Here is a 12,764-nt window from a genome sequence, read left to right as displayed (position 1 = left end):
GAGGCATTTGCATGTCCGACGCGACTGCGGCGCAGTCCGGGGGCGAGAACGTCGTACTCCGCCTGCCCAGCGGCGAGCACGAGTTGAAGGTCGTCCGTGCCGTCGAGGGTGCCCCCGGCATCGAACTCGGGAAGTTGCTGGCGCAGACCGGCTACATCACTTTCGACCCCGGTTTCGTCAACACCGGGGCGGCTGCCTCGGCCATCACCTACATCGACGGCGACCAGGGGGTGCTGCGCTACCGGGGCTACCCGATCGAGCAGCTGGCGCAGAATTCGACGTTCATCGAGGTCTCCTACCTGCTGATCTACGGCGAGCTGCCGACGCAGGCCCAGCTGGACGACTTCACGCAGAAGATCAACCGGCACACCCTGCTGCACGAGGACCTCAAGCGGTTCTTCGACGGCTTCCCGCGGGACGCGCACCCGATGCCGGTGCTCTCCAGCGCGGTGTCGGCACTGTCGACCTTCTACCAGGACTCGCTCAACCCGTTCGACGAGCCGAACGTGGAGCTGTCCACCGTCCGCCTGCTCGCCAAGATGCCGACGATCGCGGCCTACGCCTACAAGAAGTCGATCGGCCAGCCGTTCCTGTACCCGGACAACTCGCTCGGCCTCGTGGAGAACTTCCTCCGGATGACCTTCGGGCTGCCCGCGGAGCCGTACGAGATCGACCCGACCGTGGCCAAGGCGCTCGACCTGCTGTTCATCCTGCACGCCGACCACGAGCAGAACTGCTCCACGTCGACCGTGCGGCTCGTCGGCTCGTCGGAGGCCAACCTGTTCGCCAGCATCTCGGCGGGCATCATGGCCCTGTTCGGCCCGCTGCACGGCGGCGCCAACAGCGCGGTGCTGGAGATGCTGGAGGGCATCAAGGCCGACGGCGGCGACGTCAACAAGTTCGTCGAGCGGGTCAAGAACCGAGAGCAGGGCGTGCGCCTGATGGGCTTCGGGCACCGGGTCTACAAGAACTACGACCCGCGCGCGAAGATCATCAAGCAGACCGCGGACGAGATCCTGGCCAAGATCTCCGGTGGCGACGAACTGCTCGACATCGCGAAGCGGCTGGAGGAGCGGGCGCTGTCCGACGACTACTTCGTCGAGCGCAAGCTGTACCCGAACGTCGACTTCTACACCGGACTGATCTACCGGGCGATCGGTTTCCCGACGCAGTTCTTCACGGTGCTGTTCGCGCTGGGCCGGCTTCCCGGCTGGATCGCGCACTGGCGCGAGATGATCAACGACCCGGCCACCAAGATCGGCAGGCCGCGGCAGATCTACACCGGCGAGAAGCAGCGCGAGTACAAGCCCATCACGGAGCGCTGACCACGTACGAGCTGTGTTCCCGGCACAGGCCACCATCCCGTCTCGTGCGGGGTGGTGGCCTGTGTCACGAGCGCAGAACTCGCGGGCCTGGACGCAGGACTCGCGGGCCTGAGTGCAGGACTCGCGGTCAGCCGCGCAGGGCGTCGGTGAGCCGGACCCTGCTGCCGGTGCGCAGGACGGCCGCCCGGTAGACGCGGCCACCGAGCCACGTCAGCGCCGTGATGGCGGCGAGAGTGAGCACGAGCGCCACGGCGATCTCCAGCCCGCCCGCCGCGCCGGTGGCGATGCGGCCCGGCATCAGGATCGGCGAGAGCAGCGGCACGAGCGACAGCACCACCGCGAGCGTGCCGTCCGGCTCCTGGATCACCGTGAACCCGGTGATGAAACCGATCAGCAGCACGATCGTCACGGGCGTGAGCACCGCCTGCATGTCCTCCTGCCGCGACACGAGCGAGCCCGCCGCCGCGAAGACGGTGGCGTAGAGGAAGAAGCCGAGGATGTACCACAGCAGGCCCCACAGCAGGGTCGTCGTGGCCACACCGGTGATCGTCAGCACGCCCGTGGCGCTGGCCATCGCGAGCCCGGCCACCCCGATGATGAACAGCTGCGTGAGCCCGACGAGACCGAGCCCGATCACCTTGCCCAGCAGCAGGTGCCACGGCCGGACGGTGGACAGCAGGATCTCCACGACCCGGCTCGACTTCTCCTCCACGATGCCCTGCGCGACGAGCGAGCCGTAGCTCGTGATGCCCATGTAGAGCAGGAACAGCATCACCAGCGCCACCACGGTGCGCTGGCCGGGGGCGGGGTCCGGCTGTTCCAGGGTGGACACCTGGACCCGGGCGGCGTTGACCTCACTCATGACCTCGGCGGGCACCTGGCCTGCCTCCACGAGCTTGGCGTCCAGCACCTCCTGCCGTGAGATGCCGTTGAGCAGCGCGCGCAGCGGCGCGTCCAGCTCCGACTCGACGGTGACGCGCAGGTTCGCCGGGCTGCCCGCCACCAGCACGTCCAGCTCGCCCTCGGAAACCTGGGCACTGCCCTGCGCCGCGCTGGGCACGCGCTCCACCTGAAGCTCCATGCCGACCTGCCCGGCCCCGGCGCGCAGTGGCTCGGCGATGGCCGCGGCCTGCCCCGTGAGGCCGACCGTGGTGGTGTTCTCGCGGTTGAACAGGTTCGCCTGCAGCAGCAGGTAGCCGACCATGACGGCGAGGATGACGAGCGTGCCGACCACGAAGCCGCGAGTGCGCAGGCGGGTGTTCAGCTCCCGCTGCGCGACGAGTCGCACGGCGGTCGCGGGCGGGACGGAGCGCTGGTTGCCGTTCACTGCTCGCTCCCCTGGGTGACGGCGTTGCGGAACAGTTCGGTGAGCGGTGGCCTGCGGCGGGTGAACTCCCGCACCGGCCCGGTCGCCAGTGCCGCCTCGAGCACCGTCTGGTCGTCGGCCCCGGGGCTCAGCTCCACCACGGTGCTGGTCCCGTTTTCCGACACGACGTGCACCCCGGGCAGGGCGGCCGCCCAGCCGGGCGGTGCCTGGGGCGCGGTGACGGTGAGCTGCGTTGCGGCGCCCTCGGTGAGCTCGTCGACCGTGCCTGCCGCCACCATCCGTCCACTGCGGATGATGCCGACGCGGTCGCACAGGCGCTCCACCAGGTCGAGCTGGTGGCTGGAGAACACCACCGGCACCCCGGTGGCCGCCTTCTCCCGCAGCACCTGGCTCATCACGTCGACGGCGATGGGGTCGAGCCCGGAGAACGGCTCGTCGAGCACCAGCACGTCGGGGTCGTGCACGAGGGCGGCGGCGAGCTGCACCCGCTGCTGGTTGCCCAGCGAGAGCTTCTGCACCTCGTCGTGGCGCCGCTCGGCCAGCCCGAGCCTGGCGATCCACGTCTCCGCGCTGCGGTGTGCCTCGTTGGGCGCCAGCCCGTGCAGCTGGGCCAGGTAGACGAGCTGGTCGAGTACCTTCATCTTCGGGTACAGGCCCCGCTCCTCCGGCATGTAGCCGATGCGCGTGCGCATCTCGTACGTCACCGGGCGCCCGTCGAAGCGGACCTCGCCGGAGTCGGCGGCCAGCACGCCGAGCACGATCCGCATCGCGGTGGTCTTGCCTGCCCCGTTGCTGCCGACGAAGCCGAACAGCTCGCCCGGCCGGACGTCGAACGAGACCGCGTCCAGCGCGACGACCTCGCCGAACCGTTTGGAGAGCCGGTCCAGCACCAGCGTGCGGTCAAGCATGAAACCCCTCTTCGCTCAGGCGACCCCCAGACCTTAGCCCCGCGCGATGGCGCGGAACCGAACAACTCGTCACGGCGTGCCGACGAGCCCGTTCAGCGTGCGCTCGACCAGGTCGGTCACCGTGGCCCTGGCCGCCTCGGCGTGCTCGGGGACCAGGCCGAGGCGGGTCCTGCGGTGCAGCACGTCGTCGGCGTCGAGGGCGCCCTCGTGCCGCACGGCCCACACCACCTCCGCCGCCGTGACCTCGCAACCGGGAAACAGCGGGCGGCCCAGCTCGGGGTCGACCTCGCCCAGCGCGGCGACCCTGGGCGCCTCGGTGCCGTACCGGCCCACCAGCCGCGGCTCGGCCTCCACAACGGACAGTTCCGGGCGCGAAGCGGCGCCGAACAGCGGCAGCTGTGCCGTGCGGCACTCCCGCGCGGCCAGCCCCGCGGCCCGCACGGCCGCGTCCACCGCGTCCTGCGCCATCCTGCGGTAGGTGGTGAGCTTGCCGCCGACGATCGTGACCACGCCCGTGTGCTCGTCGGTGAGCACGGCGTGCTTGCGCGACAGGTCGGCCGTCCTGCCGGGCGAGTCCAGCAGCGGGCGAAGGCCCGCGAAGGTGCCCAGCACGTGGTCGCGGGTCAGGGGTGTGGCCAGCGCCGAGGATCCGACCTGCAGCAGGAAGTCCACATCGGACTCCGGTGCCGTCGGCACGTCGGGCGGCTCGTCGCCGCTCAGTGGTTCGTCGGTGATGCCGAGGTAGGTCACGCCGTGCGGCTGCGGCAGCAGGAACACGAACCGGTTGCGCTCACCGGGCACGGGGACCATCACCGCCGTCTCGCCGAGCCCGGTCCTGGCCGTGTCCAGCACCAGGTGGGAGCCGAGCGAAGGGCGCAGCCGCACCGACGGCACGAGCCTGCCCGCCCACACGCCCGCGGCGTTGACCACCTGCCTCGCCCGCAGTTCCACCCGTTCGCCGGTGAGCTCGTCGCGGGCGAGCACCCGGTCGGAGGCCACGTCCGTGGCGGTGAGCCGGGTGAGCACGCTGGCCCCGTGGGCCGCGGCCGTTCTGGCCAGTGCCACCACCAGCCGGGCGTCGTCGGTGAGCGCGCCGTCGAAGGACAGCAGCGCGCCACGCAGGCCCGCCGGGCGCAGACCGGGTGCCAGGGCGAGCGCCTCCGCGGCCGGGACCGAGCGGGGCCGGGGCAGCAGTGCCGACGGCGTGCCCGCCGCCCTGCGCAGTGCGTCGCCCGCGTGCAGCCCGGCGGCGGTGACCAGTCGTTCGGCCCTCGGTGTGTGGTCGTAGCAGGGGAACAGCTGCGCCAGCCCGCGGGTCAGGTGCGGCGCCGTGCGGGTGAGCAGGATGTGCCTCTCCGCGGCGCTCTCCCTGGCCAGGGCGACGTCGCCGTTGGCGAGGTAGCGCAGGCCGCCGTGCACGAGCTTGCTCGACCAGCGCGACGTGCCGAACGCCAGGTCGTGCGCCTCCACGAGCGCCACCGACAGCCCGCGGGAGGCGGCGTCGAGCGCGATACCCGCGCCCGTGACCCCGCCGCCCACCACGACGATGTCCACGCGCTCGCCCGAGGCCAGTGCGTCCAGCTCCCGCGCCCTCCTGCGGGCCGACAACGAGGCCCTGATCATGGCTTCAGCGCCCCGGTGAGCAGGTGCCGCAACTCGTCGAGCAGGGCATCCTCGCCGACGTCCGCGGTGGCGGGCCGCAGTGACAGCACGAAGGACTGCACCACGAGCAGCACCGCGCGCACCTGCGCGGCGACGTCGCCGCGCCGCACGGAGCCGTCCTGGTGTCCCGCCACGATGAGCGAACGCAGGACCTCCTCGGCGAGGCGCTGCGTCGCGCCGAGGCGCTGCGTGATGTAGGGCAGCACCAGCTCCGCGTCGACGTCGAGCACGGTGCGCATCAGCGGGTCGGCCACCAGGGCGCGCACTCCGGCGACCGCGCTGCGCACCAGCCGGTCCCGCGCGTCGCGGGCGGTCCGGACCTTCGAGGCGACGCCGCGCAGCAGCGAGCCGAACTCGCGGGTCATGAGCGCGGCCAGGATGCTGCGCACGTCCGGGAAGCGGCGGTACAGCGTCATCCGGCTGACCTTCGCGGTCCGCGCGATCTCGGCCAGGGTGGTACGCCGCACACCGGCCGTCAGCACGCACTGCCTGGCCGCGTCGAGCAGGACGTCGTCGGGGACGCGGCCGGGCGCGACCCGGTCCCGGCTGCCTGCGAGCGCGCTCTGCCGCCGCGGCGCGGTGTGACGTTCGGCTTGCATGTGTCACACTTTAGTGGTGAACGACATCGCCGACCACCGGATGCGGGCAGCGTGGACGCGCGACGGCGCCGCCGCGACCGAACTGGCCCCCAGGGCGGTGCGCTGGCTGACCCAGCGTATCGGCCGGTGCGTGCCCGGCGCTCCGGTCGCGCCCGACTCGGCTCTGCTGGTCACGCCGTCCCGGTTACCCGGCCCGGCCGCGGAGAAACTCGCCGTGATCGTCGGCCCCGAGCACGTGCTCGACGATCCCGGCGAGCGGCTCGCGCGCAGCGGGGGCCTTTCCTACCTCGACCTGCTGCGCCGCAGGCACCCCTCGGCGGGCCTCGACGTGCCCGACGCCGTCGTGCTGCCCGCCGACCCCGGGCAGGTGCAGCGGGTGCTGGACGTGTGCGTCGAGCACGACATCGCGGTGGTGCCGTTCGGCGGCGGCACGTCGGTCGTCGGTGGCGTCAACGCCCTGCGCGGCGGCAAGGACGCGGTGCTCGTGCTCGACCTGGAGCGGCTCGACCGGCTGGTGTCGGTGGACCCGGTGTCGCGGATCGCCGTGCTGCAGGCCGGGGTGCGCGGGCCGGACGCCGAGCGGATGCTGTCGCTGCACGGCCTGACACTCGGGCATGTCCCGCAGTCGTTCGAGCGCGCGACCATCGGCGGGTTCGCCGCCACGCGTTCCGCGGGGCAGGCGTCGTCCGGCTACGGCCGGTTCGAGGACATGGTCGAGAGCGTGCGGCTGGCCACCCCGAAGGGCGAGTGGCGGCTGGGGGTGGCCCCGGCCTCCGCCGCGGGGCCGGACCTGCGCCGGCTCGCGGTGGGCAGTGAGGGCACGCTCGGCGTCATCACCGAGGTCGCCCTGCGGGTGCGCCCGATCCCGGAGAGCGAGCGGTTCGAGGCGTTCGCGGTGGACGGCTGGGACCGTGGCCTTGCCGCCGTGCGGCATCTCGCCCAGCGCGGACTGCTCGCCGACGTCACGCGGCTGTCCGATGTGGACGAGACCGATTCGGCACTGGCACTGGCGGGGAACTGGAAGACGGCGCTGCTGCGCCGCTACCTCGCCGCCCGGGGTCTGGCCGAACCATGCCTGCTGGTCCTCGGCTGGTACGGCGAGTCGGTGCGCAGGCGCCGGGAGGCGGTCCGCAGCCTGCGTGCCGCCGGTGCCGTCGGGCTCGGCCGGGCGCCCGGCGAGGCGTGGCGGCGGAGCCGGTTCGCCGGCCCCCGGCAGCGGGACGCGCTGCTGGAACTGGGCGTGTGCGTCGAGACGCTGGAAACGGCGGCGCACTGGTCGGATCTGGGCGCGTTGTACGAGCGGGTGCGGGCCGCGCTGCGGGAGTCGCTGGACCGGCCGCTGGTGCTGTGCCACGTCTCGCACGCCTACGAGACCGGCGCCTCGCTCTACTTCACCGTGCTCGCGGCCCGCGACGAGGCCGACCCGATCGGCCAGTGGCAGCGCGCGAAACACGCGGCGAGCGCGGCGATCGCCGACAGCGGGCTGGGCACCATCTCGCACCACCACGCCGTCGGCGCCGACCACGCCCCGTACCTGGCCGCCGAGATCGGTGACCTGGGCGTGGCCGTCCTCACCGCCGCCAAGCGAGCCGTTGACCCCACCGGCATCCTCAACCCGGGCAAACTCCTCCCCTAACCACCGCCTCGCCCCAAGCTCCCCAATGCCACATTTGTTCCACTGGATGGAGCGAATGCGGCATTCGCTCCATTCAGTGGAGCGAATGCCGCATTGGGGAGCTTTGGACGTCGGTGTCGAGGCCGTGGGTGGTGGCTGGTTCCCCGGCGAGGTGGAGGGCTTCGTGCTGCGGCACGTCGGCGGTGCGCACCGGGGCGCCGTTCACGAGCAGGGGCATCCGTTCGGGACCCGCCGCCACGTAGGTGTACACCCGCTCGAGCCGGGTGCCGTCGTCCAGCCGGACGTCGCCGGTGCGCAGTTCGGCGAGGTCGTAGCGCACGCCGCGGCCCTCGCAGACGTCGAGCACCGCAAGCTGCTCCGGGGTCGCGAACCACACCGCGTGCCATTCGGTGATCCCGGGCGCCGCGGCGAGCGTCGCGGGCCGCTGGCCGTCCCGTGCCCGCAGCCCGCTCGCCCACACGGCGGCAACGCCCCGGCACCGCGCCCGCGCGACGACCACCTCGCCGGTCAGGCCGAGGTGCTCCCGCAGCCACGTGATCTTCGAAGGGCAGACGTTCGAGCCGTACGCGAGCACGGGGATCCGGGTGGCGCGCCAGCCTTCCGGCGCCGTGTCCAGGGGATGGCCCGCGCCGTCCCGGTGCACGAACGAGGTGTCCGGCCGCGCACCGGGATACGGATCCGCGGGGAACTCCGCGTCGGTGAACAGCACCGCTAGTCGAACACCACCACGCTGCGCAGCACGTCGCCGGTGTGCATCCGCTCGAAGGCCTGCTCGACGCCGCTCACCGGGATGCGCTCGGTGACGAACCTGTCCAGCGGCAGCCTGCCCTGCAGATAGAGGTCCACCAGCATCGGGAAGTCCCGCGACGGCAGGCAGTCGCCGTACCAGGACGACTTCAGCGAGCCACCCCGGGCGAAGAAGTCGATCAGCGGCATGTCGTCGAGTCGCATGTCGGGCGTCGGCACGCCGACGAGCACCACCGTTCCGGCGAGGTCGCGCGCGTAGAAGGCCTGCTTCCACGTCTCCGGCCTGCCCACGGCGTCGATCACCACGTCCGCGCCGAACGAGCCGGTCAGCTCCTGGATCGCCTCGACGATGTCGTCGTGGCTCCTGCCCCGCACGTTGAGCGTCGCCGTGGCCCCGAAGCCGGTGGCCCACTCGAGCTTGCGGTCGTCCATGTCGACGGCCACGATCGTCGTCGCGCCGGCAAGACGGGCGCCCGCGATGGCGGCGTCGCCGACGCCGCCGCAGCCGATGACGGCCACCGAGTCGCCCCGCGTGACCGCACCGGTGTTGATGGCCGCGCCGATGCCCGCCATCACCCCGCAGCCGAGCAGCCCGGCCACGGCGGGTTCCACGCGCGGGTCGACCTTGGTGCACTGTCCGCTGTGGACGAGGGTCTTCTCCAGAAACGCCCCGATGCCCAGCGCGGGGGAGAGCGCCGTGCCGTCGGCCAGCGTCATGGGCTGGGCCGCGTTGAACGTCGAGAAGCAGTACCAGGGCTTGCCCTTCTTGCACGCCCGGCAGGTTCCGCACACCGCGCGCCAGTTCAGGATCACGAAGTCACCCGGCTCCAGGTCCGTCACGCCCTCGCCGACCTGCTCGACATGGCCCGCCGCCTCGTGGCCGAGCAGGAACGGGAACTCGTCGTTGATGCCGCCCTCGCGGTAGTGCAGGTCGGTGTGGCACACCCCGCAGGCCTTGACCGACACCACCGCCTCGCCCGGCCCCGGATCGGGCACCCGCACCGTCTCCAGCGACACCGGCTCGCCCTTGGCGCGCGACACCACGCCCTGCACCTCGTACGGCAACTCCGCCACGTCCTTTCGGCCACACTGACGCTCCAGCCGCAGCTTGCCACGGACCATGCGGTCATGGCGACATCCGCATGGGTTTACCCACGCCCGTTGCGATCAGCGGAAACGACCTTGCGGGTCACGGGTGGATGAGGTAAACGACGCCGCCGGGTCCGCTCGCGACGCGGCCGTCGGCGGTGCGGCGCCTCGTGCGCTGCCAGACCGTCTCGAACCGTTCCCGCCGGTACACGGTGCGTACGGCGTCCACGGCCGGGTCGTTGACGATCACGTCGCCGTCCGCGGTGAACCCGGTGACCACCATCAGGTGACCCGCGGTGCCGTACGGCGCGCCCAGCTCGTCCGGCAGGAACGACTGGGAGGTGACCACCGGGACCCCGCGCGCGACCCAGGTCTCCAGCTCGGCCAGCGAACGCAGCCGCGTGACGTGCGCCCGCAGGCCGTGGTGCGCGGCATAGGCGGCGTTGAACGGCCAGTTGCCGGTGCCGCCGTAGGCGTGGTCGTAGGTGTGCCGGGCCGCGTGCGCGACGGCCGGGTCGGGATAGCCGTGGGGCAGCCACGCCAGCTCGCCCGCGCCGGGGCCCCGGCCCCAGTACCCGACGACCATCGCCGTCGCCGCCGGGCTGCACCAGCTCTCTCCGCCACCGCCGTACTCCGGGTAGGCGCCCCGGTGCACGTTCTGCGCGTACCGGGGCACGGCCAGCTCGACACCGCAGGCAGGCCCCGGCGGTGACACCGGCACCTCGAACCGTCCCGGCACCCGTGAGGTCATCGCGCCGGCGGCCCGCAGCACCGGCGTTGCCGCACTGCCCGGCGCGCGCAACAGGGTCACCCGCAGCTGGTAGGCGCGCAGTCCGGTGCCGGGCTTGGCGGTGAGCGTGTCCACGGTGACCGTGGCGTGCGCGTCGTCCTGGCCCGCGATGCTGGTGCGGGTGATGTCGCCGTCCCCGTAGGCCCACTCACCGAGCGCGTACCAGCCGGTGCGCTCGCCGGACGACGTGTCGGCCCGCGCCTCGACCCGCAGCCACGTGCCCGGGGGCGTCGTCGCGTTCCACGAGGCGATGAGCTCGGTGGCGTCGAAGCCCGGCGCGTGCACCGGCGAGGTCCATCGCCGGTGCTCCTCGCCGGGTGCGAGCGTCTCGCCCACGGTCCAGGCGTGGTCGTCGACGTGCGCGGGCTGCCGTTCGCTCAAGGCGGGTTCTACAGGACGGACTGGCTCTGCGTGACCTTGGCGGCCAGCCTGCCCGCGTCGTCGTGGATCTCGGTCTCCACGACGATCACCCGGCGGCCCGCATGCAGCGCGCGCGACGAGGCCGTGGCGTAGCCCTCACGGATCGGGCGCAGGAAGCTGGTCCGGGACTCGATGGTCGTGGTGCCCTGTGCACCTTCGGGCAGGTTGAGATACGCGCAGACGGCCGCCGTCGCGTCGGCGAGCGACATCAGAGTGCCGCCGTGCAGCACGCCGCCCTGCGTGCACAGGGACGGCTCCCAGGCGATGCGGCTGCGCACCACGTCCTTCGAGGCCTCCAGTGCCTCGACGCCGAGCCGCTCGGTGAGCGGCATGGTCCGGTGGAAGAGCTTGGTTGCCTCAGCGTCCATACCCAGACCTTGCCGCGTCCCGGGCGGCGAGTCGATGACCTGCCAGGTAATGGCGCACCGCCGCGTACCGAAGGGCACCTTCGGTACGTGGTGGGTACCCAGGGTGCCCTTCGGCTGCCGGCTCGTCGTGGCGCGTCAGAAGTGGGCGATGTCGAGCTTGCCCTCGGTGTGGGCCGCGCGCAGGCGCTTCTTGTCGAACTTGCCGACGCTGGTCTTCGGCACCTCGTCGACGAACGTCCAGTGCTCGGGCAGCTGCCACTTGGCGACCTTGTCCTTGAGGAACTCGCGCAGCTCCTCGGCGCTGACCTGCTGGCCCTCGCGCACCACCACCGCCACCAGCGGGCGCTCGTCCCACTTCTCGTCGGGCACGCCGATCACGGCGGCCTCGGCCACGGCCGGGTGCGACATCACCGTGTTCTCCAGGTCCACCGACGAGATCCACTCGCCGCCGGACTTGATGACGTCCTTGGCGCGGTCGGTGAGCGTGAGGAAGCCGTCCGGGGTGATCTTGCCGACGTCACCGGTGCGCAGCCAGCCGTCGCGGAACTTCTCCGGGTCGGCGTCGCCGTAGTAGGAGCCCGCGATCCACGGGCCCGCGACCTCCAGCTCGCCGACGCTCTCGCCGTCCCACGGCACCTCGTTGCCGTTGTCGTCGATCAGGCGGGCGCGCACCGACGCGGGGAAGCGGCCCTGCGTGTAGCGGTAGGCCCAGGCCTCGTCGCCGGTCACGCCAGCGGGTGTGCGCGCCACACTGCCCAGCGGCGAGGTCTCGGTCATGCCCCACGCGTGCAGGATCGGCACGCCGTAGCGCTCCTCGAACGCGTGCATCATCGCGGGCGGCGCCGCCGAGCCGCCGACCACGACCTCGCGCAGGTGGGAGATGTCCTGCGGGTTGGCATCCAGATACTGCAGCAGGCCCTGCCAGATGGTCGGCACCGCGCCCGCGAAGGTCGGCTTCTCCGCCGCGAGGATCTGGGCGATCGGCTCCGGCTGCAGGAACCGGTCCGGCATGACCATCGACGCGCCGACCATGAACGCCGCGTAGGGCATGCCCCACGACATCGCGTGGAACATCGGCACGATGACCAGCGACTTGTCGCTCTGGTCGATTCGCATGCTGTCGCTCATGCACACCTGCATCGAGTGCAGCCAGATCGAGCGGTGCGAGTACACGACGCCCTTCGGGTCGCCGGTGGTGCCGGACGTGTAGCACATCGCCGCGGCCGAGCGCTCGTCGACGACCGGCCAGTCGAACGTCTCCGGCTGCGCGGCCAGCAGCTCGTCGTAGGCGTGCACCTGCACGCCGTCGGGAGCGTCCAGCGCCGAGGCGTCGCCGTTCGCGACGATCACGTGCCGCACCGTCTTCATCTGCGGCAGCTGCTTGGCGAACAGCGGCACGAGCGTGCCGTCGACGATCACCACGTGGTCCTCGGCGTGGTTGGCCACGAACACCAGCTGCTCGGGAAACAGCCGGATGTTGAGGGTGTGCAGCACGGCGCCCATCGCCGGGATGGCGAGGTAGGCCGCCAGGTGCTCGGCGTTGTTCCACATGAACGTGCCGACCCGTTGGTCGCCGGTCACCCCGAGGCCGCGCAGCGCGTTCGCCAGCTGGGCGGCGCGCCTGCCGACCTCGCCGTAGGTCTGCCGCCTGGCTCCCGAACCGGTCCAGGTGATGACCTCGCTCTCCGCGTGCAGGGTCGAGCCGTGCCGCAGGAGGTGGGCGAGTGACAGCTGGTCGTCCTGCATCGTGCTCAACATCGTGGCTCCCGCTGGTGGTTCGGCTGTGAACTGGGTTACGCGCGACTTTAGTGGGGTGTCGGCGGGCTCGGCATGTGCTGAGTGCACAACCGTTACGCAGGGCGGTTGGGCTGTTCCGTGCCGTCCTGAGCGGCC

11 protein-coding genes are annotated in these 12,764 nt (G+C 72.0%); 2 read left to right on the top strand and 9 right to left on the bottom strand.

The window, feature by feature from the left end; genetic code table 11:
* The first annotated feature begins 11 nt into the window (after positions 1–11).
* Entirely contained in the window at positions 12–1,325 is a 1,314-nt protein-coding gene (locus tag BAY60_RS01110) for a citrate synthase (protein ID WP_112278953.1), read from the top strand.
* 127 nt (positions 1,326–1,452) lie between these two features.
* On the opposite strand, the gene BAY60_RS01105 is transcribed toward BAY60_RS01110, so the two are convergent.
* The 4 genes from BAY60_RS01105 to BAY60_RS01090 all read right to left on the bottom strand — a co-directional run bounded on the left by BAY60_RS01105 (position 1,453) and on the right by BAY60_RS01090 (position 5,821).
* The gene (locus tag BAY60_RS01105; RefSeq protein ID WP_112278952.1) at positions 1,453–2,652 is read right to left on the bottom strand and encodes an ABC transporter permease; all 1,200 of its coding nucleotides are present in this window, start codon (positions 2,650–2,652) and stop codon (positions 1,453–1,455) included.
* The gene (locus BAY60_RS01100) at positions 2,649–3,560 is read right to left on the bottom strand and encodes an ABC transporter ATP-binding protein (RefSeq protein ID WP_112278951.1); all 912 of its coding nucleotides are present in this window, start codon (positions 3,558–3,560) and stop codon (positions 2,649–2,651) included. Before BAY60_RS01100 ends, BAY60_RS01105 begins: the two co-directional genes overlap by 4 nt.
* Positions 3,561–3,629: 69 nt before the next feature.
* Complete coding sequence (locus BAY60_RS01095) at positions 3,630–5,183, bottom strand: glycerol-3-phosphate dehydrogenase/oxidase (RefSeq protein WP_112278950.1); 1,554 nt, start codon at positions 5,181–5,183, stop codon at positions 3,630–3,632.
* A complete protein-coding gene (locus BAY60_RS01090; RefSeq protein ID WP_112278949.1) occupies positions 5,180–5,821 on the bottom strand; it encodes a TetR/AcrR family transcriptional regulator in 642 nt (213 codons plus the stop codon). The genes BAY60_RS01095 and BAY60_RS01090 overlap by 4 nt, the downstream gene beginning before the upstream one ends.
* A gap of 16 nt (positions 5,822–5,837) precedes the next feature.
* Here BAY60_RS01090 and BAY60_RS01085 point away from each other — a divergent pair, with 16 nt between their 5' ends.
* Positions 5,838–7,457, top strand: a complete 1,620-nt coding sequence (locus BAY60_RS01085; RefSeq protein WP_112280630.1) for an FAD-binding oxidoreductase — start codon at positions 5,838–5,840, stop codon at positions 7,455–7,457.
* 73 nt (positions 7,458–7,530) lie between these two features.
* On the opposite strand, the gene BAY60_RS01080 is transcribed toward BAY60_RS01085, so the two are convergent.
* The 5 genes from BAY60_RS01080 to BAY60_RS01060 form a co-directional block, all read right to left on the bottom strand.
* Entirely contained in the window at positions 7,531–8,100 is a 570-nt protein-coding gene (locus BAY60_RS01080) for a gamma-glutamylcyclotransferase family protein (protein ID WP_245992402.1), read from the bottom strand.
* A gap of 68 nt (positions 8,101–8,168) precedes the next feature.
* The gene (locus BAY60_RS01075) at positions 8,169–9,269 is read right to left on the bottom strand and encodes an S-(hydroxymethyl)mycothiol dehydrogenase (RefSeq protein WP_112280629.1); all 1,101 of its coding nucleotides are present in this window, start codon (positions 9,267–9,269) and stop codon (positions 8,169–8,171) included.
* A gap of 124 nt (positions 9,270–9,393) precedes the next feature.
* Positions 9,394–10,464 carry a C39 family peptidase gene (locus BAY60_RS01070; RefSeq protein WP_112278947.1) on the bottom strand — a complete coding sequence of 357 codons (1,071 nt, stop codon included), beginning with the start codon at positions 10,462–10,464 and terminating at the stop codon, positions 9,394–9,396.
* Positions 10,465–10,472: 8 nt separating this feature from the next.
* Positions 10,473–10,871 (bottom strand): PaaI family thioesterase, encoded by a 399-nt coding sequence (locus BAY60_RS01065; protein ID WP_112278946.1) that lies wholly within the window; start codon positions 10,869–10,871, stop codon positions 10,473–10,475.
* 135 nt (positions 10,872–11,006) lie between these two features.
* Entirely contained in the window at positions 11,007–12,629 is a 1,623-nt protein-coding gene (locus BAY60_RS01060; RefSeq protein ID WP_112278945.1) for a long-chain fatty acid--CoA ligase, read from the bottom strand.
* Positions 12,630–12,764 lie beyond the last annotated feature (135 nt).

Source organism: Prauserella muralis, assembly GCF_003202285.1.
Classification (GTDB): Bacteria; Actinomycetota; Actinomycetes; order Mycobacteriales; family Pseudonocardiaceae; genus Prauserella_B; species Prauserella_B muralis.
The sequence above is the reverse complement of the archived record's forward strand: the minus strand, read 5'-3'. Positions and strand labels throughout refer to the sequence as shown.